Annotated in this window: 22 protein-coding genes; 11 read left to right on the plus strand and 11 right to left on the minus strand. The window is 54.3% G+C overall.

The window, feature by feature from the left end; all coding sequences use genetic code 11:
• Positions 1–106 precede the first annotated feature (106 nt).
• The 10 genes from MUN86_RS10210 to MUN86_RS10255 all read left to right on the plus strand — a co-directional run bounded on the left by MUN86_RS10210 (position 107) and on the right by MUN86_RS10255 (position 9987).
• A complete protein-coding gene (locus MUN86_RS10210) occupies positions 107–1126 on the plus strand; it encodes a potassium channel family protein (protein WP_245124922.1) in 1020 nt (339 codons plus the stop codon).
• 178 nt (positions 1127–1304) lie between these two features.
• Positions 1305–2510 (plus strand): glycosyltransferase family 4 protein, encoded by a 1206-nt coding sequence (locus MUN86_RS10215; protein WP_245124925.1) that lies wholly within the window; start codon positions 1305–1307, stop codon positions 2508–2510.
• Positions 2511–2521: 11 nt separating this feature from the next.
• Positions 2522–3703, plus strand: coding sequence for a glycosyltransferase (locus tag MUN86_RS10220; RefSeq protein WP_245124927.1), 1182 nt, complete (start codon positions 2522–2524; stop codon positions 3701–3703).
• Positions 3704–4257: 554 nt separating this feature from the next.
• Positions 4258–4785, plus strand: a complete 528-nt coding sequence (locus tag MUN86_RS10225) for an HAD family hydrolase (protein WP_280640628.1) — start codon at positions 4258–4260, stop codon at positions 4783–4785.
• Positions 4761–4964 (plus strand): HAD hydrolase-like protein, encoded by a 204-nt coding sequence (locus MUN86_RS10230; RefSeq protein WP_245124932.1) that lies wholly within the window; start codon positions 4761–4763, stop codon positions 4962–4964. Before MUN86_RS10225 ends, MUN86_RS10230 begins: the two co-directional genes overlap by 25 nt.
• Positions 4957–6000, plus strand: a complete 1044-nt coding sequence (locus MUN86_RS10235; protein ID WP_245124936.1) for a UbiA family prenyltransferase — start codon at positions 4957–4959, stop codon at positions 5998–6000. The genes MUN86_RS10230 and MUN86_RS10235 overlap by 8 nt, the downstream gene beginning before the upstream one ends.
• A 220-nt stretch (positions 6001–6220) precedes the next feature.
• Positions 6221–7036, plus strand: coding sequence for a pyrroline-5-carboxylate reductase (gene proC, locus MUN86_RS10240; RefSeq protein WP_245124939.1), 816 nt, complete (start codon positions 6221–6223; stop codon positions 7034–7036).
• A 235-nt stretch (positions 7037–7271) separates the two neighbouring features.
• On the plus strand, positions 7272–8519 hold the full coding sequence (locus MUN86_RS10245) for a bifunctional 3,4-dihydroxy-2-butanone-4-phosphate synthase/GTP cyclohydrolase II (RefSeq protein WP_245124942.1): 1248 nt from the start codon (positions 7272–7274) through the stop codon (positions 8517–8519).
• Positions 8520–8859: 340 nt separating this feature from the next.
• On the plus strand, positions 8860–9246 hold the full coding sequence (locus MUN86_RS10250) for a cupin domain-containing protein (protein ID WP_245124945.1): 387 nt from the start codon (positions 8860–8862) through the stop codon (positions 9244–9246).
• Positions 9247–9396: 150 nt separating this feature from the next.
• Positions 9397–9987, plus strand: coding sequence for a hypothetical protein (locus MUN86_RS10255; protein ID WP_245124947.1), 591 nt, complete (start codon positions 9397–9399; stop codon positions 9985–9987).
• Positions 9988–10353: 366 nt separating this feature from the next.
• Here MUN86_RS10255 and MUN86_RS10260 read toward each other — a convergent pair whose 3' ends face one another.
• From MUN86_RS10260 to MUN86_RS10300, 9 genes are all read right to left on the minus strand, one after another.
• Positions 10354–11034, minus strand: coding sequence for a metallophosphoesterase (locus tag MUN86_RS10260; RefSeq protein ID WP_245124950.1), 681 nt, complete (start codon positions 11032–11034; stop codon positions 10354–10356).
• A 309-nt stretch (positions 11035–11343) separates the two neighbouring features.
• Positions 11344–11769: a DUF1810 domain-containing protein gene (locus MUN86_RS10265; RefSeq protein ID WP_245124953.1), complete on the minus strand. Its 426-nt coding sequence runs from the start codon at positions 11767–11769 to the stop codon at positions 11344–11346.
• A gap of 108 nt (positions 11770–11877) precedes the next feature.
• The gene (locus tag MUN86_RS10270; RefSeq protein ID WP_245125702.1) at positions 11878–13704 is read right to left on the minus strand and encodes a GDSL-type esterase/lipase family protein; all 1827 of its coding nucleotides are present in this window, start codon (positions 13702–13704) and stop codon (positions 11878–11880) included.
• A 488-nt stretch (positions 13705–14192) separates the two neighbouring features.
• Complete coding sequence (locus MUN86_RS10275; protein WP_245124955.1) at positions 14193–14909, minus strand: ABC transporter permease; 717 nt, start codon at positions 14907–14909, stop codon at positions 14193–14195.
• Between the two features lie 158 nt (positions 14910–15067).
• Positions 15068–15964: an ABC transporter ATP-binding protein gene (locus MUN86_RS10280; RefSeq protein ID WP_245124957.1), complete on the minus strand. Its 897-nt coding sequence runs from the start codon at positions 15962–15964 to the stop codon at positions 15068–15070.
• A gap of 178 nt (positions 15965–16142) precedes the next feature.
• A complete protein-coding gene (locus MUN86_RS10285) occupies positions 16143–17891 on the minus strand; it encodes a M14 family metallopeptidase (protein WP_245124960.1) in 1749 nt (582 codons plus the stop codon).
• A 497-nt stretch (positions 17892–18388) separates the two neighbouring features.
• Positions 18389–19558: a mannonate dehydratase gene (gene uxuA / locus MUN86_RS10290; RefSeq protein ID WP_245124963.1), complete on the minus strand. Its 1170-nt coding sequence runs from the start codon at positions 19556–19558 to the stop codon at positions 18389–18391.
• Positions 19559–19701: 143 nt separating this feature from the next.
• Positions 19702–20136: a DoxX family protein gene (locus MUN86_RS10295; protein WP_245124966.1), complete on the minus strand. Its 435-nt coding sequence runs from the start codon at positions 20134–20136 to the stop codon at positions 19702–19704.
• Positions 20137–20252: 116 nt separating this feature from the next.
• Positions 20253–20915 (minus strand): hypothetical protein, encoded by a 663-nt coding sequence (locus MUN86_RS10300; RefSeq protein ID WP_245124969.1) that lies wholly within the window; start codon positions 20913–20915, stop codon positions 20253–20255.
• A 264-nt stretch (positions 20916–21179) separates the two neighbouring features.
• On the opposite strand from MUN86_RS10300, the gene surE reads away from it, so the two are divergent.
• A complete protein-coding gene (gene surE / locus MUN86_RS10305; RefSeq protein WP_245124972.1) occupies positions 21180–22058 on the plus strand; it encodes a 5'/3'-nucleotidase SurE in 879 nt (292 codons plus the stop codon).
• 111 nt (positions 22059–22169) lie between these two features.
• Here the strand turns inward: surE and MUN86_RS10310 are convergent, their stop codons facing one another.
• Entirely contained in the window at positions 22170–22382 is a 213-nt protein-coding gene (locus MUN86_RS10310) for a hypothetical protein (RefSeq protein WP_245124974.1), read from the minus strand.
• 133 nt (positions 22383–22515) lie between these two features.
• Positions 22516–23853 carry a sensor histidine kinase gene (locus tag MUN86_RS10315; protein WP_245124977.1) on the minus strand — a complete coding sequence of 446 codons (1338 nt, stop codon included), beginning with the start codon at positions 23851–23853 and terminating at the stop codon, positions 22516–22518.
• Between the last annotated feature and the right edge of the window lie 192 nt (positions 23854–24045).

Below are 24045 nucleotides of genomic sequence, written 5' to 3' on the forward strand. Positions count from 1 at the left end.
TCGTCGGTGTAGTATGGCCTGCTTGTTTTGCTTTGACAACAGGGTATTCTTGCTTTCTTGTCAACAAATTCTTAATTCAGTGCCATAATTCAGAATTCCCGAAAACATGTGGAGGCGTCTTAACCTGAGTCGATTCTTGCTGGCGGTGCTGCTAACCATCGGCAGCTTCGGGACTGGCATTGCAGGTTTCATGATCATCGAGGGCTTCGGCGTGATTGATGCTTTCTACATGACCATGATAACCGTTTCCACGGTGGGCTTCGGGGAGTTGCATCCTCTTTCGCCCCCGGGTCGGCTATTCGTTTCGCTTTACATTTTCTTTAACCTGCTCGTAGTCGCCTACCTCTTGTCGGTACTGACTACCTACATCTTTGATGGCGAGCTGCGCAACATGTTCAATATGCTTCGGACCGACCAAGAAATTCGCGGCTTCAAAGACCACGTAATTGTGTGTGGCTTTGGGCGCAATGGCAGCAAAGCCTATCACGAGCTGCGCGCCAGCGGGGCCCAGGTGGTTATAGTCGAGCAAGATGAGGCATTGCTGAAAGCAGCTAGTGAAGCCAACGAGGGTACCATTCTGGCCGTGTTCGGCGATGCTACCGCCGACGACACCTTGCGGGCGGCGGGCGTATCGCGCGCCCGGGCCCTCATCACGTCACTGCCCAAAGATGCCGATAACGTGTTTGTGGCCCTCACGGCTCGCGAACTCAATCCTGCCATTAAAATCATTGCCCGCGCCAGCCTTAAAACCAGTGAGCACAAGCTCCTGCGTGCGGGTGCCGATTCGGTGGTGATGCCCGATGAAATAGGTGGCTCCCATATGGCCAACCTCGTGATGCGCCCCGAAGTAATTCGGTTCTTAGATATGATTTCGGGCCTCGGTCCCAACAAGCTTCGGCTCGAGGAAATGCGCCCCGAGGAGTTGCGCTATGAGTGGCGCGCCCGCAGCATTCGGGAACTCGACATCCGTTCCCGCACCGGAGCTACCGTCATCGGTCTCAAACACCACGAGGGAGAGTTGCAAGTGAGCCCCAATGCCGATGTTGTGCCTGTGCCTGGTGATGTGCTGCTGTTTCTAGGCACCGACGAGCAGATAAATGCGTTGATAAAGCTGTTCCGAGCATAGGGGTGAAGAGTAAGTTGAAAAGTAACCGCTACGCGGCTCATCTAAGTCAGCTGCCATCATTGGAGTTATCGTAGCGCAGTCAGCCAGGGGGCAAGGCCACGATTGGCTTTGCCGCCTGCACGTTCTTTGTAGCTTTGCCGGCCCAACCCACTTCCTCTAACGTGCATATTCTGCAAGTTTGTCCGCGCGTTCCTTTTCCCCCACCGACGGGGGCGCTATTGCTATGTACGACGTGGCAGCGGGTCTCATTCGGGCGGGGCACCGCGTTACGGTACTGGCCCTGAACACGCCCAAACACCACCAGCCCGACGACGCCCTGGCCCACCTCGGCCCCAACTTGCGCCTCGTGACAGTGGATGTGGACACGCGCCTTTCGCCGACCAAAGCCCTGCGCAATCTGCTGGCGAGCAAGCTTCCCTACAACGTGGAGCGGTTTGTAAGCGAAGAAGCGGCCGAACAGCTCGCCGAGATTTTGCGGACGCAGGAAGTAGATATCGTCCAGTTAGAAGGCACGTTTGTGGCCTGGTACGAAAGCGTAGTGCGGCGCGTAGCGCCCGATGTACCGGTGGTGGTGCGGGCGCACAACGTGGAGTACACTATCTGGCAGATGCTGGCGCGGCGCGAGCGAAACCCTCTCAAAAGACTATACCTGCGTCATTTGGCCGGCCGAATGCAGCAGTTCGAGCAATACTATCTGCCGCGCTTCGACGCCGTAGCGGCTATTACCGAGCCCGACCAGCAACGCCTGCGGGACTTAGGCTGCCAGGAACCGGTGGTTTTTGTGCCGGCTGGTGTGCATCTGGAGCGGTTTCAGCTTGATTCATCCATTCAGCCCAAGCCACATACCTTATTTATGATTGGTACGCTGAACTGGCTGCCCAATCAAGAAGGCCTTGACTGGTTTCTAACCGAAATCTGGCCGCAAGTACACGCTCAATACCCAAAGCTGGAACTGCATCTGGCCGGTAAGGAAATGCCAGCTCGGTTTCGGGAGTTGCAGTTGCCTAACGTTGTGGTGCATGGCTTTGTCGAGTCGGCTCAGCAGTTTATGCAGCAGTACGAGGTGATGCTGGTACCCTTGCTCAGTGGGGGCGGCATGCGCATCAAAATCATCGAGGGTATGGCGTTGGGCAAGTGCATTCTGAGCACCACATTAGGCGCCGAAGGCATTCACGTCCACAACGAACACGACATCGTGCTGCGCGACACCCCAGCGGCTTGGGTGGAAGCCATTGGGCGCTACTACCACGGCCAACTGCCCGCTGACCTCATTGGGCACGAGGCGGCCCATACCATCGTGCGCCTCTATGATAATCGGCGGGTGGTGGAGCGTTTTCTGGACTTGTACAGCGTGGTGCAGCAGCGCCGGGTTGAAACGGCGTAAGTTTGCCGGCCATGAAGCTTCTTGTTCTACTGTCTCGCTTTCCGTTTCCCCTCGACAAAGGGGATAAACTGCGGGCCTACCATCAGCTGCGTTACCTGGCCCGCCACCACGAAGTCTGCCTCTTTTGCCTTTCCGATGAAGAGGTTTCAACAGCCGGTTACGAAGCCGTGCGGCCCTTATGCGCTGGGGGCTTACACGTGCAGCGCCTGCGTCGGCCGGGTATTGCCCGCAACATGGCGCTGGCTTTGCTTCAAGGATTGCCTTTTCAGGTAGGGTACTTCTACGATGCCCGCGTGCAGCGCCAACTCGATGCACTAATAAGAGAGTTTCAGCCCGACCACGTCTACTGCCAGCTTATTCGGATGGCGCAGTACGTGCGCTCGTACGCCGGCCGCTTGCCCATGACGCTGGATTACATGGATGTATTCTCGACGGGAATGTTGCGCCGTGCCGATCAGAGTTCTTGGGCTGAAAGCATGGTGTACGCCCGTGAAGGCCGCAGCCTACAGACATACGAAGCCGCCGCCTTCAATTGGTTTCAACATCACACCATCATCTCCGAGCAAGACCGGCAGCTCATCGAGCACCCACGGCGCGAGGAAATTCGCATTGTGCGCAACGGCATCGATACCGATTTCTTCGCGCCACGTGCTGATCCCAAAATACACGATATTCTGTTCTGCGGCAACATGAGCTACCACCCCAACGTGGATGCCGTCGAGTTTTTGGCCCTCGAGATTTTACCGCTGGTTCGGCGCATACACCCGGCTGCACGGCTACTTATTGCGGGTACTACACCCGCGCCACGTGTGTTAGCCTTGGCCTCAGACGCGGTTACGATTAGCGGCTGGATCGACGATATTCGGGATGCGTATACTGCTGCTCGCGTGTTTGTAGCCCCCATGCGAGTTGGGACGGGTTTGCAGAACAAACTGCTTGAAGCCATGGCCATGAGGCTGCCTTGTGTTACTACGCCGCTAGCCAATAATGCCTTGCATGGTCGCGCCGGCCAAGATTTGCTAGTTGGGGAATCAGCAGCAGAACTTGCCGAATGCATTACTTCCCTACTAACCGACTCTGATTTAGCAACTCGGCTGGCAAGGCAAGGCCGGGAGTTTGTGCAGGAGCACTACGATTGGGAAGCATCTACCAACCAACTCGAAGCATTATTTGAGGGAATAAAAGCCAGCTAAAAATCGACTGGTTTGCCGAAGGCTTTCACCACTATAATTAGCGAGCTGTTTGAGCAAGCGCCGCTAGCAACTCAACTTTCCTCTTGCTCATACTAGCTAAATGGCAAGGTCTCGAAAGTCCCACCAGTGGGAGGGGTGCTTAGTTCAAGGCTCCAAGCCTTTTCTATTCAACTGAGCAACAAGCAGCGTAACGGCGTAAAATACTCATTGATGCTAATGCGCTTTATTCACGCAGATTATCAGTTGTCTTAACGCTTAATAACGGCTATTCATACGATTGCACTAGATCTTAGTAAGCAAAGTATGCTATTTGGTATTATATCACTTTTTTATTTGACTATACTGAATAAAAGCTGCGTTTAAGGTACTAAACAAACGATTGTATTGATTTCCCACATTATGATATTTTTATATCAATTAGGATTAATGCTTTATATGGCATAATTTTGAAAAAGTATAATTTAAAGCTTACTGTGAGGATTGCTATTTAACATATGGAAAATACAATCATATGTTTGGTGCATACAGCCTTACTATAGTTTTACATTTAAATAATGATATACTTGGAAAAGGTTAATTGGGAAAGAGTAAAAGCAGTGATTTTCGACGTCGATGGTACGTTGTACAATCAATCCCGGCTTCGCTCGAAAATGCTCTTTGACCTACTTGGGTACTATGCTCTTCGTCCTTGGCGGCTGCAGGAAATGCGCATTCTGCAAAAGTTTCGCGCCGAACGGGAGAAACGCCCAGGCCAGTCGATACCTGATCTACAAAATGCGCAGTACACTTGGTGTGCCGATGCTGGCGGATATCCTTTCGAGAAAGTCAAGCGCGTAGTCGACTACTGGATGTTTCATCATCCCAACCAATATCTAGCAAGTTGCGTATACCCCGGCGCGCAATCCTTTTTCTCTGCTCTGCGCCAACGGGGTATTACCATTGGCATCTACTCTGACTACCCAGCTCAAGATAAGCTTGATGCTATGAACCTAGCTGCTGACATCATCGTCAGCTCTACCGATCCGCACATCAATCACCTCAAGCCCGCCCCGAGGGCTTGCTTTACCTCACGGCCGAACTAGGTATCTCGCCCGCCGAGTGCCTTTTCATTGGCGACCGACCCGAACTCGACGGCGTTTGCGCTGAGCGCGCCGGTATGCCTTGTCTGATTGTTGACAAGCAGCCATTCGACCAATTCACTTTCTACAAACAACTAGAAAACCAACTTGTCGCCACTTTAACGACTCCCGCTCATGGATAAAGCGTCTATTTCTGCCTCTCCTGAGGTTATGCCGACCGACGGTCTCGTGACCCGGGTGCCAGCTGGTATAGCTGATTACATTGCCATTGCCCGGCCCGACAACTGGGTGAAGAACGTGTTTATGATGCCGGGCGTGCTCTTCGCTCTCATCATCTACAAGGTTCCGCTCGACACTGCTCTCTTCGTTAAGCTCGTGCTTGGCTTGATCAGCACCTGCTTGGTTGCTTCGGCCAACTACGTCATCAACGAGTACCTCGATGCCGAGTTCGACAAGTTTCACCCCCTCAAAAAGCAGCGTACCTCTGTGGTACGGGTGGTAAACCCAGTGCTGGTTTACAGCGAATGGTTCTTGCTGGGTGCCGTTGGCTTCTTCCTGGCTTACCAAATCAACGTTCAGTTCCTGCTTATTTCCATCTTCCTGCTGGTGATGGGCGTGATTTACAACGTGCGTCCTTTCCGTACCAAAGAGCGGGTGTATCTGGACGTGCTGTCGGAGTCGGTTAACAACCCGATTCGCTTCATGCTCGGTTGGTTCATTGTGGCGCCCGCTCTCACGTCGGCTACCTTCAATGGAGCTGCTTTCTTCCACAGCTTGCCGCCTTCCAGTATCATTATCGCCTACTGGATGGGTGGTGCTTACCTGATGGCTACTAAGCGCTTCGCTGAGTATCGCCTGATCAAGAACCCGGAGTTGGCGGGCCTCTACCGTCGTTCTTTCCAGTTTTACACCGAGAACAGCCTGCTGATTTCCATGTTCTTCTACGCCCTCACGTCGGCGTTCTTCCTCGGTATCTTCCTGATCAAAAACCGCATCGAGTTGCTGCTCAGCTTCCCGTTCTTCGCCCTGCTCTTCGCTTGGTACTTGAAGATCGGCTTGCTGGAAAACTCGCCGGTGCAAGGTTCAGAAAAGCTTTATACGCGTAAGTGGTTTATGACGTACGTGGTGTTGTTCTGCTTGCTGTTGGTTACGCTCATGTTCGTCCGGATTCCGGTACTTTCTCCCTTGCTCGAAGCACAGTTTAGCTTGAACAAGTAAGCAAGCGTAGCATCGCCCGGATTACTCCTGATTCTCTACCAAACTTAGCTTCGTGCCCATAGCTCCGCCGTGAGTTATGGGCACAACTGCGTTATGGACTGCTGGTTTCGCCTTATTATTGAGGCCGCCAAGCCTGCTGTGCTTGGCGTGTGCTGACCAACGTAGCACGTGTGGCAGTTAAAGAAGAGGAGGTTGCTCGTCAGAAACAATTCCAATTGAAATGAACAAAAACTTACGCATCGCCATTGTGGGCTGCGGTAATATGGGGCAGGCTTTTGCTAAGGCGTTTCTGCAATACAACCTTGTAGCCCGCACCGATATGCTGCTAGTAGGCCGCGACGACGCGCACTGCCAGCGCCTCCACGCTAGCCAGCTGGGGTTGCCAACGGGCCTGGTTTCCCCCGCCATCGGTGACTACGATGTGGTGCTGGTGGCCGTGAAGCCGCAGGATTTTGGGCGGGCAGCCGACGGTTTGCGACGCGTGCTGCAACCCCAGCAGACGGTCGTGTCCATTATGGCGGGTATTCCGATTGCGCGGTTGCAGCGCGAACTCAACCACCAGCAGGTATTGCGCGCCATGCCCAACACCCCAGCTTTACTGGGCATGGGCATTACTGGGTTTTCGGCGGCTCCAGAAGTGGAGCGCAGTCAGTTGCACCAAGTGGAAAACCTGCTCAATGCCACGGGTCGTTCTATTTTTCTGGAAGATGAAAGCCTACTCGACGCCGTGACGGCTGTGAGCGGCAGTGGGCCAGCCTACTTCTACTACATCGTGCAGGCCATGATGCGGGCCGGCCAAGAACTCGGTTTTTCCGAATCGGTGGCCGGTTTGCTGGTGAAGCAGACCATGCTAGGAGCGTTCCACTTGCTCAACAACTCCGACCAAAGTCTCGACCAGCTTATTGCTAACGTGGCCTCGAAAGGCGGCACTACTGAAGCTGCTCTGCGCGCCTTCCGCGATGGCAATCTCGCTGACACATTGGTAGATGGCATAAAAGCCGCTCAGCAACGAGCCACTGAACTGGCGAAAGAGTAAAAGCTGAAAACGGAGAAACGCGCAAAGGCGAAGTGGATGTTCTACCTGTGCTAGCGGCACAAGGAAGGAGTCAACTTTGCCTTTTCTTATCTATCAATTTTATCGTTTCAGCACTTACAATCTCACCTCTCGTAACTTCGCACCACTGTTGATAGTTGTTCTTCAGCTTTGCGGTTAAGTTGCCAACAGCGACACCCCGCGAAATCCTTTTATATCAGCGTAAAATCAGCTTTCCATGCTTGATTCCATAGAAGATGCCATTGCCGATATCCGGGCAGGCAAGGTAGTAGTAGTAGTAGACGACGAAGACCGCGAAAATGAAGGCGACTTTATTTGCGCGGCCCGGTGTGCTACGCCCGAAATCATCAATTTCATGGCCACTCACGGCCGGGGCCTTGTGTGTGCCCCACTTGTTGAGGACCGTTGCGAAGAACTAGGGTTGGAGTTGATGGTAGGCCGCAATACCGCCTTGCACGCCACGCCCTTTACCGTCAGCGTTGATTTGCTGAAGAATGGCGTGACCACCGGCATTTCGGCTTCCGACCGTTCCAAGACGATTCTGGCCCTCATCGACCCCGAAACCAAGCCCGATGAGCTGGGGAAGCCTGGCCATATTTTCCCGTTAAAAGCCCGCAAAGAAGGCGTGCTGCGCCGGGCCGGACACACCGAAGCCGCCGTAGACCTAGCCCGCTTAGCTGGTTTCGAACCAGCTGGTGTACTAGTAGAGATACTACGCGAAGACGGCGAAATGGCCCGGCTGCCTGAGTTGCGTGCCGTGGCTACTAAGTGGAATCTGAAGCTGATTTCGGTGCAAGATTTAATCAAGTACCGTTTAGCCAAAGAAAGCCTGATTTCGCGCGATATTTCGGTGCGGATGCCCACTCAATGGGGCGACTTCGACCTGTATTCGTTCACGCAAAGCTCTAACGGTGCTCAGCATTTGGCTTTGGTGAAAGGCGATATTTCAACTCCCGAGCCGGTGCTGGTGCGCGTGCATAGCTCCTGTGTCACGGGCGACATCTTTGGGAGCTGCCGCTGCGACTGTGGCCCGCAGCTGCACAAAGCCATGGAGCAGATCGAGCGCGAAGGCCGAGGCGTAATCGTGTACATGAACCAGGAAGGCCGTGGTATCGGGCTGCTCAATAAGTTACGGGCCTACAAGCTTCAGGAGCAAGGCCGCGACACCGTAGAAGCCAACGTGGAGCTTGGTTTCGGAGTGGACGAGCGGGATTACGGAGTGGGCGCGCAGATTCTGCGCGACTTGGGTATCAGCAAGATGCGCTTACTCTCCAACAATCCGCGCAAGCGTACCGGCCTGATTGGCTACGGTCTGGAAATCGTGGAATCGGTGGCCATTGAAATCGAGCCCAACGAGCACAACCAGAGCTACCTTGCCACCAAGCGCGACAAACTCGGGCATACCATCATGAGCGCCAGCCTCGCTCCGCATGTGAGCCCTGATACAGCTTTGGAGGTCAAATAAACTAGCCCAACAGCTTCAGTTAGATGCCCCGTACGGTAATCGTACGGGGCTTTTTATTGTTCAACTTCTTGTGCATACATCACATATACATGTGAATGCATTGATTCTCATAAGGTTGAACTATATATTAAGTCGGCACTATTATACGGCAAGCCATGCAACGACGCTCTTTTTTGCAACTATCTATGGCCGCTCCAGCGGTAGCTTATGCCGCTCCGTCAGCCTTGGCTTTTCCGCTTCTAGACGGTATGACAGACGAGCCTCCCATAAAGGAATTTTAGTTAGAAACGGCGACGACCGGACCAACGAGCCGTTCGAGTTCCTGGATGCCACATTTACCGTGAAAGTGTCGGCTAAGGATACGCAGGGCCGTTGCGTCATTTTCGACACGTTGCGGCGGGGCAAAATAGGCCCTATTCTGCACGTGCATCTTAAAATGGGCGAATGGTTTTATGTGCTCGACGGAGAGTTCAAGTTTCAGGTGGATGAGGAAATTATGCGCCTGAAAACCGGGGATACGCTGTTCGTGCCGCGTAACGTAAAGCATGCCTTCGTGAAAACGAGCGAGGGCGCGGCCCGCCTGATTGTGATGCACCAGCCCGCAGGCACCATGGAAGAGTATTTTCGGACGGCCAGCAAGATGCCCGACCAAAGACCAGAGGCTCGGAAGGAGTTGGCTGCGAAAAACGATACGATCTTCGTGGGCGGCCGACTAGACCCCGATTGAACCTGGCGTAGACGTATGTAGGCAGTCGTTTCAGTGAACCCAGGAACACGATACTAGGTTAGAACAGATAATAAGGCCGGCTTTGGGCTGGTCCTGAAAAACGACGCTGCTACGGCGGCCACTCGTTTTTTCGGTTATCTTTCTGCAGCTATGACCATGTATCGTTTCGCCTTCACTCTTTTGGCTGGGCTGTTGGCAGTGGCCCGTACTGCCGAGGCCCAACAGTCTGCTTTTGTTCAACAATTTGCGGGTAGCACCATCCTGCTTACCAACGGCGACACGCTTCGGGGCCCAGTTACGCTCCGCCGCGACCAAGACGTGCTCATGATGGCCCAGCCCGATGGCACCGTCACGACGCTCTCGGCGGTAGCCATCAATAGCTTTGCGGTGAAAGGTGAAGACCGGGACAGCCGCCGGGCCACCGGCTACTACGACAACTTCTACGACGCTCGCAACGGCTACTACTACGGCAACCCTATGTACAGCTCCCGGCGCACCGAAGAGTCGGATTTGAACCGGGTGCGCGTGTTCCGGACTTACCGCTGGAACCATGGCAACGACTATAGCGACTTCAAGTCGCCGGCATTTTTCGAGCAGCTCAGCAATGGCCCCCGTATGTTGCTCCGCCGCGAATCGTTGATGCAGCGTACTGTGACCACCGCCAGCCCGTATGGGTATGGGGGTATGGCTACGGCAACCCCTACGGAGCCGGCCGCTACGCGGGTACCTACACCGAAATGAAGGATGACTTCTTTCTGGCTACCCCGGCGGGGGATGTCATAGCGCTTCGCAACCCCAAAAAGGATTTGCTGAATGTGTTTCGGGGCAGTCCAAACTGCTAGAACAGTACGCCAAACAAAATCAGCTAAGCTTCACTGTAGCGCGTGAGTTAGCTTTCATCGTGAACTACGCTAATTCTTTGGTAAAAGAAGAAGCTAAATGAACCAGCGGATTCTTGTCAGTTAGTAGGACCGAACTCAACTTGCTCTTTCTTATAAGAAAAGCATCACTATGAGCTAGGCTTGTTAAAACGCTTTTCTGCCGCTGCTCGCCCTGCGGGATGCTACGGTGCTGGCTTGCAGGCACTAGTATAGGGGGATTTATCTTTCAACGCCCACGCACACCCGGGTAAAGTTCAGGTACAGAGTCACTTTGCACAAAGTCTTTAGTGCGTACGTTCAGCAAGCTCAAGCGCCCGCGGTAGCCTGCTCCTTGGTCGATGTTCCAGACGTTGTGTGTGCGGCAAGGCACTTGCTTGTAAGACCAAGTTGGCGTGTGGCCGATAAAGCACTCGTGGTACGCGGAGGCCACTTGGTTGCCTTCCCACAAGTCACGGTTCCAGATTAAATCGAAAGGGTCTTGCTCGGCAATGGGTAGCGTTGGATCATAGCCGCCATGCACGTATAGATTATTTGCTTCATCCTCGAAATACGGGAGCTGCTCGCCGAAAAAATTATGAAAATGACGGCCAAGCTCAGCCTGCGAAAGTTGCTGATAGGCCTCGTAGGTAGCGCGCCCGCCTTGCCGGTACCAAGAAGGATCCACATCCTGGAGAGGGGGCTGCGTACAGAGCCATTCTGCAACCCACCAGTCGTGGTTGCCTTGCAGCCAGATGCTGTTAGGAATGGCCAGCAACAACTCAACGCATTGGGGTGTTTCGGGCCAGCCATCCGCCACATCGCCAAGGTGAATGAGGCGGTCGATGCCCGGCCGGAAGGGACTGCGCTCCAGCACCTGGGTTAGGGCGCGGGCCGCCCCGTGAATGTCGCCTAAGACGTACGTTTCCATTGGTATAATGAGGAAACAAAGCTACAACGCAGCTAATCCTTCCCTCTGCTTAGTGGTACCAAGAAACAACGATTGGCGTGAAGCAGAGGTTGTGCCTCAAGGTAATCCGCTTTTATCCTGATGATAAGCGCTAACGCAATTCTGCCTCCTGTTTCGGACCATAATTGCTTACAGCTCGGAACAGGAGGCAGAATTGTGCAGGGCACTCGTACACCCTTGGTACTATTCTAGAATAGCGTTGCAGGTAGTACACAGTACGAAGTGTGCTGCTTGCAATCAACGAATCAAGAACTGAGCGTATGCACTCCGTTAACGGCTAAGTAGGCGTAGCGTGTTCGGATCTTGGGCGCCCTGATAAAACTTGTCTAGCACGCGCTGAAACACAGGATTGGCACCGGGCAAGGAGCCAAACAGGGTCATCGATGATTTCAGCTTAACATCGTCGGGGCTGCCCATGATGGTAGTGGCATTCGAACTCTGAAGCTCTAGCAAGGCCTCGCAGAGCGTGAGTAGCCGCTGCCCAAGCACCGGGTGCTTCGCATATTGCTCGGCTTCGGTGGCATCAGCTAACCCATAATACTGGGCGGTACTACTTACGCCCAATCCTTTCAGCTGGGGAAAAATGTACCACATCCAATGGGTCTGCTTTCGGCCCCGCTTAACCTCCGACAAAGCGGTAGTATACGATGTTTCCTGGGCTTCAATAAAGCGTTGTAGGCTGCTCTCGTTGCTCATCTAATAACGGATGGTTGGGTTGGAATGGCGGTAGGATAGCCTACTACGCAATTCTTGGGCTCCTGGTAACGCGCGTGCTCAACTAAAGCCCGATTTGCTGGTGTTGATTTAGTGCTCTATCAGCAGTCGGCTCCGCAATAGGTGGCCGTCAGCGGTGGTTGCTTCCACCATGTACACGCCGTTGGGCAAAGCAGAAATGTCTAAGCCTGTATCCACCTGCTGACGCTTCTGGCTGAGGCGCACTTGGCCGTAGCTGTCGCGTATTATGGCTTGGCTCCAGTTGTTGGCATCGGTGGTTAGGAATACTTGCGTGACGGCAGGGTTAGGGTGAACAGAGAGTTGATCGGTGTTGCTAGAAGCCTGTGCAGCTCGCAAGCCGTTCTCAGAATCAATACGCCACACTTCCAGTCCCGAGAGATTGGCTGCTCCACCATGCGCCTCTAGGTTGAGCGCGCCATCGGTGATAGTAGTACGCCAGGGGCCCAATTTATTCCACCGGCCCTGGCCTTCGCTGTTGTAGTCACTCATGACCCTCCTGTTTTCCAACTCGATGTTGAAGGTTTCCGGATGGTTGTCTTCCCAAACGTATAGGTAAACGTCGTAGGTGCCACTGGGTACTGCGTTTAGCGTAAGCGAGACGGCACCTCCCCAAATCATCGAACGTATCATGTGCGCCCGGTCCGAGTCGGTTGCTGGGCTTAGCGCTACGTCCTGGTTTTCGTACGTGTGACCCGAGTACGAGAAATTAGCGGTCGTGCTAGCTTCCCAGGCGTTACCATCCAGTTGCAGCGCAGGGCCGTTGAGGTTGATGGCACGGTAGAAGCTCGCCGTGGAGCTTCCTGTGTTACCTTCCCGGTACAAGGACATAGCGGGAATAGCTGATTTGCCAATGCCGGGGCCCTCGTAGTTAACATCAAATTCTTGGCCGCCCGTGCTTTCAAAGAAGGTGACGGTCAGAGCATGTTTGCCCCGCTGTAAACCAATGGTACCCGAGCGTTCGTGCAGGCTGTGCAGGCCGTTGTTATCGACAACCAGATGCGAGTCAATGAAGAGCTGCGAACCGTCGTCGGAGGAAGTGTAGAAAGTGTATTCGCCATCGGCAGGCACGTCGATGTAGCCTGTGTAGCGAAAAGCAAAGTGCTCGTCGCGGTTGCGAGGCGCTAGAGTAGGCCAAGCGGTGCTCCCTTCCTTTTCGGGCGCTAGCATATTGAAATCAGGTAGTTCTCTCCAACTGCCTTCGTAATACTGATAATTCAAACCAGCCGTGGTGTTCGATGGGTTTACCGCGGGCAACAGATTCGGTGACGGAGCAGGAGCAAGCAAGGGCTGAAGCGCCTGGTACCACGTGGCCGCCATTTTTTCCTCGCCTCCTTCATTGGGGTGCACGCCATCGTAGGTGTCTGCGTACGCGTTGAAGTTGGCGTTCTGGTCTACAATGGTCAGGCTCGATTGCCGAGTATTCTTTTGCTCGGCTAATCCACCCAAAGCCTCGTTCAGCGCGCTAATAGTACCGTTCTCACTGCGGGTAGTAGGTATAAGCTTGGCTAGTAGTAGCTTAACATTGGGGTTGACGGCCCGTAGCCGGTCTATGATCTGGCTAATGTCATTTACCGTGCTGTTTACGCTTTGTCCTTGAAGCACATCGTTGGTGCCGACGTGCAGCAGTACTATATCAGGCTGGTTGGCGGAAGCCCAGTCGTGGACCGAGTACAATAGCTCGTCGGCGCGCCAGCCCCAGTGCCCTTCGTGGGTGAGGTCGAAATCGGTATGTTGAGGTGCCCCTCCGAAATTACTGTCTTGGCTGCCTACAAAATCAACGTAGTAACCGCCATTCTTCAACTTAATCCACAGGGGGCGACGGTAGCTGTTGTGTTGCGCGGCGCCTTGCGTAACTGAGTCGCCGAAAGGCATGATCTTAACTTGCGCTTGAAGCACTACCGGCAAGCCTAGCAGTAGCAATGTTAGCGCAAGTAAAGCCTTGTGACATTGAAAAAAAGTAAACGGTGAAGACAGATTCGCGGAAAAGTCTTGTTTCACGGCAAAAGGTTTAGGTGGTAGAAAGGAAAGAGGCAGAGCGTAAAGCCTACTAGTTCTGACAGTGGAACAGCAGAATAGCATGTTTTAGCCTTAACCCTAGCGGCCAAGGACATGTCTGCGAACCAGAAAGCTTTGCAAAAAAGTTTCAATTGCCATAGTGTGGAGCTGGCAGCTGAATAATTATAAAAGTAGGATATAAATATTTAAGGTTGATGTGAATTGGCACTATAACCTTAAATATTTATCTTTATAAACTATTTATTTAATTATATTATATCTTATTTTCCACTAATATTTTACGTCACTAGTTAGCCGTTACTGCTTAAGTAACAGTTGCTTGCACAGTGAAGCTTTCTAACTTTAGGTTAGCAACCAAATCATCGAAACTATAAGTCTCGACCGCGCAACACTAAATAGCTCAAGATCCAGAAAACCGCCGCGTATATCAATGCGAACGGCAAGGCTTGGGAGGGCAGCAACGCTGCTGACGGGCCCGTCATGGTATCGAGTACTTCTTGACCGGGCATGGGCGTGAGGCTATTAAACACCTTAGCAGGTAGGTAGCGGTCCAGCGCATCGGGCAGTGAGAAACGCAGCAGTGGCTCGGCCACCCAGGCGTAAAGCAAGAACAGCAGAATACTTGGGCCGCTCCGGCGCACCAGCACGGCTAGCAGTGCCGCCATCGACAGCAATCCTACTACCTGCACTCCGTACAAGGCTACGGCCATGATGCCTACCGTGGCTTGGTTAGCTGTATCAGCGGCTCGCGTCAGGCCAAAGTAGAAACCAAGTACCAGCACCGTCAGCATCCCGAAAGCCGCCAAAAAACCTGATACCAGCAGCTTGTTTTGAAGTAATTCTGCTACGGAAGCGCCATCAATCACCTGTTGGCGGAACGTACGGAACTGGAATTCATCGGTTATCAGAATAACCAGCAAAATGCCGAGCAGCAAATTAAAAAAGCTAGCCACATACGCTAGTTTCTGCCACAGCCCGGGGAAGGTGTACAGCGTAGCGCCCACCTGCTGCCCATTGAGCACCACACTGCCCCCGCCGACACAAAGAGGGCCAATAGCACCACAAAAAGTGCGAGGATTACCCAAACGGTACGGTACGGCAAAATTTTGCGAAGCTCAGCACGGAACATATGAGGGTATCGTTAAATAATTGAGTTGTTGAATTGAGTAGTGAGTCACTAAATGCCTAGGTGTTCCATGGGCTCAGTGTGGCCGAGCATTGAACAGTTCAGTTATTCAACTATTCACTTCGTTAGCTCCAAAAATTGTGCTTCCAAACTACGGTGGCGTACTTCGAGGCCAGCCAACGCAATGCCTTGCGCGAACAGGGCACGGTTTAGATCAGCTGAACTTTGGCCCGCGGCCAAGGCGGCACTGAAGGCTCCACCAGCTTCGGGCCGCACATCCGTTACCCAAGGCAGTGCGGCCAATGCTTGCTGGAGGACAGTGGCAGAAGTATCGGGGGCGGGGCGCAGCACTACCCGGTCGGCGGTGACCAGGATGCTGTGCACGGGGCCGGCGGCGCGCAAGTCGCCGCGCTGGAGCACGGCTACGTGGGTGCACACTTTCTCGATTTCGTCGAGCAAGTGACTGGCAATGATGATGGTTTTGCCCTCGGCAGCCAGGCGTGTGACTAGGTCGCGCACTTCGGCTATACCTTGTGGGTCGAGGCCGTTGGTCGGCTCATCGAGCACCAATACCTCAGGGTTGCCGAGTAGGGTGGAGGCCAGTGCCAAACGTTGCTTCATTCCCAAGGAAAAGCCCTTAAAGGCATCGTGCTGACGGGTGCCCAAACCCGTCAGATCTAGAGCCCGGTCGACGGTGCTAGGGTCGGCGTGCTTAACGTCGGCGGCGAGCAGCAGATTTTGCCGGGCTGAGAGATAAGGAAAGAAATTTGGTGTTTCGAGCAGCGCGCCCACGCGGCGGCGGTTGCTGGCAGAGGGTTCTTGTCCAAACCACCGCACGCTGCCACCTGAAGCCCGCAGCACGCCTAGAGCAATGCCGAGGGTAGTGGTTTTGCCGCTGCCATTGGGCCCCAGTAGCCCATACACACTGCCCGCCTCCACATTCAGCGTGAGGTTGCGTAGGGCGGTAGTGCTGCCGTAGGCTTTGGAAAGATTCTCTACTTCAAGGATAGCCATGGCACGAAGCTATGAGGAAAGAACGTCATTGTAGTTGACGCAGTAATGAGAGCTCTGTTGTGCTGCTTTCATCGAAGCTTTTCTTTGTTTCATTGCAGCACGCCTTCATTGCTGTAGCAAAAGCAAAACTTCAATAATAGCAGCATTAATTGTTTTATAATCAATTAGATGTAAATTACTATTTCACAGCTAGTGTGCCGCCTTGCCAGCGAGCAATAGGGTAGCGCATGTGGGTCGGCTCATAGTATTTGGAATGTCGATACACCCATTCCAGTTGTGCATCACCGCTTTTCGCCAAGGCCGGTTCCTGCTGCTTTTGCTTTTCCAGTTGCTCGCGTAATGCGGGGTCACGGCGCAGCAAGTCGGCCGCTACATCCTCGAATACATAATCAGAGAAGTGCTCTTTTTGCTGCAAGATGCTATCGAAAAAGCCCCATGCGAAAAAGGAATCGGTGGCTTGAGGCTCCAGCATTTCGACAAGGAAACGGGCGGTGGCATCGTCGAGGCTGGCCACGTAGTCGCCGCGGTAGTAGCGCAGGGGCTGTTGGGTGGTGCGCACCGTAACACCACTGTGCAAGTAGTGGCCCTCGTAGGGGCGCGGGCTGGTTTTGTAGTCTTCGATGTAGTACACCTCGGCCGTGAGGGTGGTGTCGCGGGTGAGGCGCTGCAGGGAGGCTCCGGCCACGCGTAGTCGGTCGAGCACCTCGGTCCAGGCTTGCGGAATCAGATACGCTTTCGGGCGGGAAACTGTGAGGGTGGGTCGGAAGGTGTTGTAGTAGTTGAGTTGACGGGTGAACGGCGCTTTCCGGTCGTAGTAGAGGCGGGGTTGGCCGCTTACCTCGCTCGACTTGGTTTTGCCAGTGTAGCCCCGAAAGTTGACTTTGTCTGCCGCCGTCGTATCAAGCTTCCAAGCCAGTGGGAACGTAGACTGCGTGCTCAGCTTCCGCACCGCTTGGGCGCGCGCCTGCGTGAGAGCCGCCGCATCGGTGTGCACGAAGCGGAGCAGCACGTCTAGGAAGTCGTAAGTGGCTTGCACGCGCGGCGTGTAGGCTTTCAGCATGTGCGTCTCCGTCACGAAGCCGATGGTGTTGAAGAGCGTGGTGTAGCCGGTAGAGTAACGCGGAGTTTCTAGGAAGCCGACCAAGCCACGGGCATCCGGCGTCCGGCCTTCAAAGTCTACGTAGGGCGTGAGCGGCGACTTATGCTTGTCCATGCCGGTGTTCAGGGCGGGGAGCAGACGTTGCGTTAGGTAGTCGCTGAGGTCGGGTGCCAGCTTGTCTTTCTGCGTGGCAATCAGCGTCATGGTGTATTGATAATCCGCGCCGTTGGAGGTGTGGGTGTCCACGAAGATGTCAGGTTGCCACCGGCGGAAAAGCTCGGCAAACGAGCGGGCATTGCGCGAATCTTGCTTCACGTAATCCCGGTTAAGGTCGAGGTTGCGGGCATTGCCTCGAAAACCGTAGCTCTCAGGCCCATTCTGGTTGGTACGGGTGGTGGAGTTGCGGTTCAGCGCCCCATCCACATTGTAGATCGGAATAACTACCAGCGTCATATTTTCTAGCTGGCGCCGTAGCTCCTTCTTCTGCACGTAGTCGCGTACCAGCGCCATGCAGGCATCAATGCCTTCGGGCTCGCCGGGATGGATGCCGTTTTGAATTAAAACCACAGGCCGAGAGCGACCTTGACTATTTGCTGGCTCGAACTTGCCATCGAGTGCTACCACTACCTCGTGTAGAGGCTGGCCGCTGTCGGTTGGACCCACTGCCCGCATTTGAATTTCGGGGTAAGCCGCATCTAGCTTTTGATAGTAAGCAATGCATTCCGCGTAAGTGGCAGTGGTATTGCCGTTGCCTTTTTCGAAAGGCGTGCGCCAATCTTCTTTAGGCGGTGAGGCAAGCAGCAAGGTAGAGAGCAGAAAAGAGAGCATAGACAGGAGCAAGGTTCAAGCCCCGAAACTAGCGTTTCCCTGCAGAATGTACACGTAAAGCAAGGAATAGTACGATGTGCTACCGTTGTCCTGCTTTCAGAACCAGCTTTAAGTGAAAGAGAAACAATGAACACACCAAGACTGTCATGCTGAGATAGGCGAATCATCTGGCTTGCTGCCATTGTCAAACTAACCCGTCATGCTGAGTGGAGCCGAAGCATCTCGCGTGCTGACGTTGCCACAGTATACCCATCATGCTGAGCAGATGGCGCCTCAAGTCGGGGAGGCAACGAAGCAGAAGCATCTTGCTCGAATCGTTTGGTTAGTATTGCAACCTCAGCACGCGAGATGCTTCGGCTGCGCTCAGCATGACAGTATCCTAAACAGTAGGATACTGGATACCTCGGCAGGTTCAGCGTGATAATACCCTATAAAGACAGCAGGGTCATGCTACGTTTGCCGAAGCATGACCCTGCTGTCTTTAGTAGGAAAATAGTCTAATCAGCTAACCCGCGGGTGATGCCCATTTCTAGGCCGCGCAACTCAGCTAAGCCACGGAGGCGGCCAATAGCTGAATAGCCGGGATTGGTTTTCTTGTGCAGGTCGTCTAGCATTTGGTGACCGTGGTCGGGACGCATGGGCAGACGCACGTGGCGCTGTTGCATCACCTGCACTAATTCATGCATTACGGCGTACATGTCTACGTCGCCTTCCAAGTGGTTGGCTTCATAGAAGTTGCCGTCAGCGTCGCGCTGGGTGCTGCGCAGGTGAATGAAGTGGATACGGTCGGCGAACTGGCGCACCATGTTTGGCAAATCATTGTCGGGGCGCACGCCAAACGAGCCGGTGCAGAAGCAGAGACCGTTGTGCTTGGACGGTACAGCGTCGGCTAGGGCCTGCACATCAGCGGCAGTGCTTACCACGCGCGGCAAGCCAAGGATGGGGTACGGCGGGTCGTCGGGGTGAATAGCGAGGTTAATGCCCACTTCTTCGGCTACCGGCACAATTTCCTGGAGGAATAAGATCAGGTGCTCGCGCAGCTTGGCCGCATCAATCCCTTGGTAAGCATCAAGCGCTGATTGGAACTGCGCCAGTGTGAAGCTTTCTTCGCTGCCTGGTAGTCCGGCAATGATATTGCGCTGCAACAGCTGCTTTTCGGCGTCGCTCATACTGGCAAAGCGCGCTTCGGCTTGTGCCAACTCCTGCGGGGTATAGTCCTGCTTGGCGTCGTGGCGCTGAAGCAGCAGCGTATCGAAGGCCACGAAAGCGGCTTTCTCGAAGCGGAGTGCCTTGGAACCATCTTCCACTTCGTAGGCCAAGTCGGTGCGGGTCCAGTCCAGCACCGGCATGAAGTTGTAGGTGACCGTGTAGATGCCGCAGGCCGCCAAGTTGCGCAACGATTCCTGGTAGTTTTCGATGTAGCGCTGGAAGTCGCCGATGCGCGTTTTGATGTGCTCGTGTACCGGCACACTCTCCACTACGCTCCATGTGAGGCCAGCGGCGGCCACTTCGGCTTGGCGCCGTTGAATTTCCGCTACCGGCCATACCTCGCCGTTTGGGATATGGTGCAGGGCCGTCACTACGTCGGTGGCTCCGGCTTGCCGGATGTCGGAGAGGCTAACAGGATCGTTGGGGCCGTACCAGCGCCAGCTTTGCAAAAGGGGCATAGAGAAATTGGTTTCTTATCTGAGGTGGAAGAAACGCAAGTATACACGATCAGCTTGGCCAGACAACACAGCAAACGCATAGGTAGCGAGTGTTTCCTTTGGGCGCCGACAAACTGCACTAGGCGCAAGCACAGCTTTTTATTCTAATACAAGCGCCGCCGCGCGGGGAACAAGAGCTGGTCGAGGCTGTAGCGGCCAGGACCGACAAAGGCCAGCCCTAAAAACAGAAACAACGATTCGAGGGCGTGCGAGTAAGCGTTGAAATCGTCGCCGCTCTTAAGGTGCATGGCGGTAGCCACCAGCATCGTAACGACTAGCAGCGCGCAAGCAATTCGAAAAAACAGGCCGATTGCTATTAGTTGGCCGCCCACGGCTTCGGCTATGGCGGCTAAAAAGCCCCATACAGCCGGCGCGAAGTTCAACCCCAGCATCTTCATCACTCCGCCTAGCTCCATCCATTTTTCCGGACCCCCAACCAGTTTCGGGTAGCCATGAATGGTGAACATGATGCCAATGCCCACCCGTAGCAGTAACAGGCCAAAGTCGTGGGTGCGGTAGTGATTGTTGAATAACGCCATAGATGAGAAAAGCGGAAAAGCCAGTGTTTGGTAGCACCATGCAGACGACCTGAACGGTATCTGGTGCGGCCAAAGTACACTATTTATCATCTAATGCTATTCTCCTATGTTTCCACTTACTTGTAAAGCAAGACGCCGGTGATGCGCGCTGCTTGCGGAATATCGGCTGGGTTCATTTCATCAGGATGCTTGTTAGGTAGTGAGTTAGGGTCGATAACCCAGGCCATATTCACCAGCCCCGATACCCCTGCAAATCCCGCGGGCGTGTTGCGTACGCGGGTCAACCCTAGGTTCTGGCTGGCCGCACCGAAGGGCGAGCCGACCCCAATACCTTCGGCGGTGCGGTACTGCGGGTCGTAGATGCGGATGCGGCGAAGGCGGGAGATACCTGTCGAGTCGGGGCGTAGGTGCAGGACGGTGGCGGGGGCATCGGGTTTCTGAGCATCCAACATCTCGTAGGCCGGATATGTTTGGCCCTGGTCCTGATAGGTGGTGCGCTTGAGCTGGGCAGCTGGTACACGCCGAATCAACTCTTGCTCGGTCATGTTGAGGCGCAAGCGGCCGGCCCGGCCCGGACTGATAAGATGCAACGAGTCAGGCACATTGGGATTGGCGGCTAGGCGTTCGGCGGCAGCGTTGGGGTCGCTGGCACGCGAGTCGCCGGCGAAAGGAACGTCGCCGCTGGAAGAGGCGCTGTTCTCGGAAGAACCACAAGCGCTGAGTTGCAGAGCCAGCAACACTGCCCCAGCGGGCCACAACAAAAGACGAAGACTAGACATGGAACAGAGCATTAAGTAGCAGTGCCGATGCTTACGCGCCCAGCGACTCTGGCGTTCAAGGAATAATAATTTAATGAAACCATAACGTAAGTGGAAGGGCGTGTTGCTGTTTACGCTACGCCAGCACCAAGTAGAAAGGTGCTCTCACTATTTCCCTTGATCTCTGTTATCCTAACTCAACCTCTCCTGGCACGTACCTTTACCGCACCCAGCTGGTATTGCGCTAGCCGGGTTTGATGTCGCTTTCTGACTTTTTAATTCTTGATGCCTGTGTCTGCTGAAGCTGAAAAACCCTTGATTCTAATTTCCAACGACGACGGTATTACGGCTCCGGGCATTGCCATGCTGGTGCGCGTGATGCGGCGTATCGGCGAGGTGGTAGTGGTTGCCCCTAACTCGCCGCAGTCGGGTATGGGCCACGCCATCACCATTGGCCATCCGCTGCGCCTCGATGCCAGCACCATCTTCGAAGGCATCGAAGCGTACGAGTGCAGCGGCACCCCTGCTGACTGCGTGAAGCTGGCCAAAAACCACGTGCTGAAAGAGCGCAAGCCCGACCTCGTCGTGTCCGGTATCAACCACGGCTCCAACTCTTCGGTGAACGTATTGTATTCGGGAACCATGTCGGCGGCTATTGAAGCAGCCATTGAAGGTTTGCCAGCTATCGGCTTCTCACTCTGCGAGTACGGGCACGATGCTGACTTCTCCCACACCGGCGACTGGATTGAAATGATAGCGCGCCAAGCCCTGGAAAATGGCATCCCGCCAGGCACGGCCCTCAACGTAAACATTCCCAAAAACTCCGACACGCCCATTGCCGGCGTGCGGCTATGTCGCCAGGCCAATGCGAAGTGGCAAGAGGAATTTGACCTCCGCCACGACCCCCACAAGCGCCCTTACTTTTGGCTGATCGGGGAGTTTATAAACCTCGACCATGGCACCGACACCGACGAGTGGGCTTTAGCCAACAACTACATTTCCATCGTCCCTTGCCAATACGACCTCACAGCCAACTATGCCCTGAAGCTCATGAACACCACTTGGCAACTTCCCACGCCCTCGTCAGCAACCGAAGTGGCCCCCGCGCCCCTAATTGGCAGTGCCACGCCTAGTCCCGGCGAATCAGCCGAAGGCTTAGGATAGGTGAAGTAGGTGAAGTCAGCAGGAAGTTTGCTAGTTGGTACCCCTGCTCTGCATGCATAAAAAAGCCCCTCCGAATGAACTCGGAGGGCTTTTTTGCGAACTGCAATCTTGTTAAGGACGCGGTGGGTGGTGCCGGACGTCGCTAACGTGACGCAGTACGGGGGCGGGGGCATGGCGGACCACTAGCGGCGCGCTGTGCGCTAGCGTTTGCGGTTTCTTTAGTTGAAGCGGGTTAGGCAAGAGCAACAGTACCGATAGCAGGATCAACAACAGTAAAAGGGCGAGGAGTGGTACTCGCAGAGTAGAAAGAGAAGAAAGTTTCATGGGTGGTGGAAGCCAAGGAACAAGTGCCCCAATTTCGCACTCCAACCATGAAGACTAGGTGAGGTCTTGCAGTTGTATATAGCGCTCCTGACTTTGCTTGCAAAGCACTGATATACAAGTATAAAACTCTGCGTTAGTTTGTAGTTGGGTTGCTTGTCACTGACTTTGAATTCGGCTGGAATTCCAGTGTGAAAGTAGTGCCCTTGCCTAATTCAGATGTGGCCGTGAGCGTGGCAGCGTGGAAGGTGGCAATGGTTTGCGCAATGGGCAGGCCAAGGCCGAAGCCCTCCGGGGAAGCGGGCCCGCTGGCATGAAAGCGCCGAAACCGGTCGAAGAGGTGAGGTAGGTTCTCGGGCGCAATGCCAGGGCCGGTGTCGGCTACGGCCAAACGGTAACCGCCATTTGGTTGCAACTGGCCCGTTACGGTGATGCTGCCGTTCCAGCGGTTGTACTTGATGGCATTGCTGAGTAAATTGAAAATCAAGGTGAAAAGCAGCGTCTGGTTGGCGCGAGGCAGCACGAAATCGGGCTCCAGCAACACGCGCAAATGCAGTTCCCGTTGCGCGAGCCGGTCTTCTAGTTCATTGGTTGCGTCGGCCACCACGGCCGCTAAGCTCACTGGTTCTTCTCGTAAGTACTGGTCGTTTTCGATGTTGGCAATCAGCAACAAGGTCTTCACGGTGTTGCGCAACCGATACAGCGTCTTCTGCGATTCTACTAGCTTCAAGGAATGAGCATGCCCTAACTCCGGATCCTGGAGCATGTTCTCGAAGCGAGTTTGCAGGATGCTAACCGGCGTGAGCAGCTCGTGCGACACATTGCTCATGAACTCGCGCTCTTTCTCGAACGCCGACTGCATCTGGTGCATCATCTCGTTGAGACTATCATCGAGCTGGCGGAAGTCGGTGGTCGTTGTTGGAATGGGCTCGAAGGAGAAGGCCGAAGGATGGCGCACGTCGCGCAACTTGCTGGAAATGAGTTTCCCTAGCGGTTGCAGTAGAAACCGCGCAAACGCCGCATCCGTAACGACGGTGAGGGCCGCGCCAATCACTAGTACCCACAGCGCCAGCCGCCGCAGGGTGTCTTCCAGGAGTTCTACCGTGGCCAACGACGAACCAATTTCCAGCCGGTATGGCCGCCCATTGGCGGTAAATTGGTAGCCTAGGATGCGGAAGTCCTCTACCTCGTCGTCTACCTGCCGCTGCTCATTGAATATCAATTCTTTCGGCTTCGGCAGTGCTGGCCCGCGTTCCGGAGTCAGGCTGATGTATTCTTGCTTAAGAATGTTATAGTCGGCGTACGCCTCATTTTTCTCCTGTCGCACAAACGCGACGAGGCCGTCTCGTTTTATTAGGTCGAGTACCTCCCGCTTTTTTTCGTGCAGCCGCTGGTCGGTGTGCGACACGGCCACCCGGCTCACGATGGCCGGAATCAGTGCCACTCCCAGCAGCACCAGTAGCAGCTTCGACAAGGCATTAAAAAGTGCAAGCTTAGCTTCTAAGCGCATCCTTCTGGAGAGGTGGAACTTGGTTGGGTAATAAAGCGCCAAAAATAGCCAAACGGATTCTCGAGCATAGCCAGCAGACCAAGCCTAAGAAGTTAAAGAGTATCACTATAGCGCTGATTAGTCAACCCCTAGCCCCAAGTTTAACTGAGGATTTGA

Origin of the sequence: Hymenobacter volaticus, assembly GCF_022921055.1 — a bacterium.
GTDB lineage: Bacteria > Bacteroidota > Bacteroidia > Cytophagales > Hymenobacteraceae > Hymenobacter > Hymenobacter volaticus.

Bases quoted from the DNA above. Each gene is read 5' to 3' on its own strand.
- MUN86_RS10210 (WP_245124922.1), top strand. From the start codon at position 107: ATGTGGAGGCGTCTTAACCTGAGTCGATTCTTGCTGGCGGTGCTGCTA.
- MUN86_RS10220 (WP_245124927.1), top strand. From the start codon at position 2,522: ATGAAGCTTCTTGTTCTACTGTCTCGCTTTCCGTTTCCCCTCGACAAA.
- MUN86_RS10225 (WP_280640628.1), top strand. From the start codon at position 4,258: ATGATATACTTGGAAAAGGTTAATTGGGAAAGAGTAAAAGCAGTGATT.
- MUN86_RS10235 (WP_245124936.1), top strand. From the start codon at position 4,957: ATGGATAAAGCGTCTATTTCTGCCTCTCCTGAGGTTATGCCGACCGAC.
- proC (WP_245124939.1), top strand. From the start codon at position 6,221: ATGAACAAAAACTTACGCATCGCCATTGTGGGCTGCGGTAATATGGGG.
- MUN86_RS10245 (WP_245124942.1), top strand. From the start codon at position 7,272: ATGCTTGATTCCATAGAAGATGCCATTGCCGATATCCGGGCAGGCAAG.
- MUN86_RS10255 (WP_245124947.1), top strand. From the start codon at position 9,397: ATGACCATGTATCGTTTCGCCTTCACTCTTTTGGCTGGGCTGTTGGCA.
- MUN86_RS10260 (WP_245124950.1), bottom strand. From the start codon at position 11,034: ATGGAAACGTACGTCTTAGGCGACATTCACGGGGCGGCCCGCGCCCTA.
- MUN86_RS10265 (WP_245124953.1), bottom strand. From the start codon at position 11,769: ATGAGCAACGAGAGCAGCCTACAACGCTTTATTGAAGCCCAGGAAACA.
- MUN86_RS10280 (WP_245124957.1), bottom strand. From the start codon at position 15,964: ATGGCTATCCTTGAAGTAGAGAATCTTTCCAAAGCCTACGGCAGCACT.
- MUN86_RS10285 (WP_245124960.1), bottom strand. From the start codon at position 17,891: ATGCTCTCTTTTCTGCTCTCTACCTTGCTGCTTGCCTCACCGCCTAAA.
- uxuA (WP_245124963.1), bottom strand. From the start codon at position 19,558: ATGCCCCTTTTGCAAAGCTGGCGCTGGTACGGCCCCAACGATCCTGTT.
- MUN86_RS10295 (WP_245124966.1), bottom strand. From the start codon at position 20,136: ATGGCGTTATTCAACAATCACTACCGCACCCACGACTTTGGCCTGTTA.
- MUN86_RS10300 (WP_245124969.1), bottom strand. From the start codon at position 20,915: ATGTCTAGTCTTCGTCTTTTGTTGTGGCCCGCTGGGGCAGTGTTGCTG.
- surE (WP_245124972.1), top strand. From the start codon at position 21,180: ATGCCTGTGTCTGCTGAAGCTGAAAAACCCTTGATTCTAATTTCCAAC.
- MUN86_RS10310 (WP_245124974.1), bottom strand. From the start codon at position 22,382: ATGAAACTTTCTTCTCTTTCTACTCTGCGAGTACCACTCCTCGCCCTT.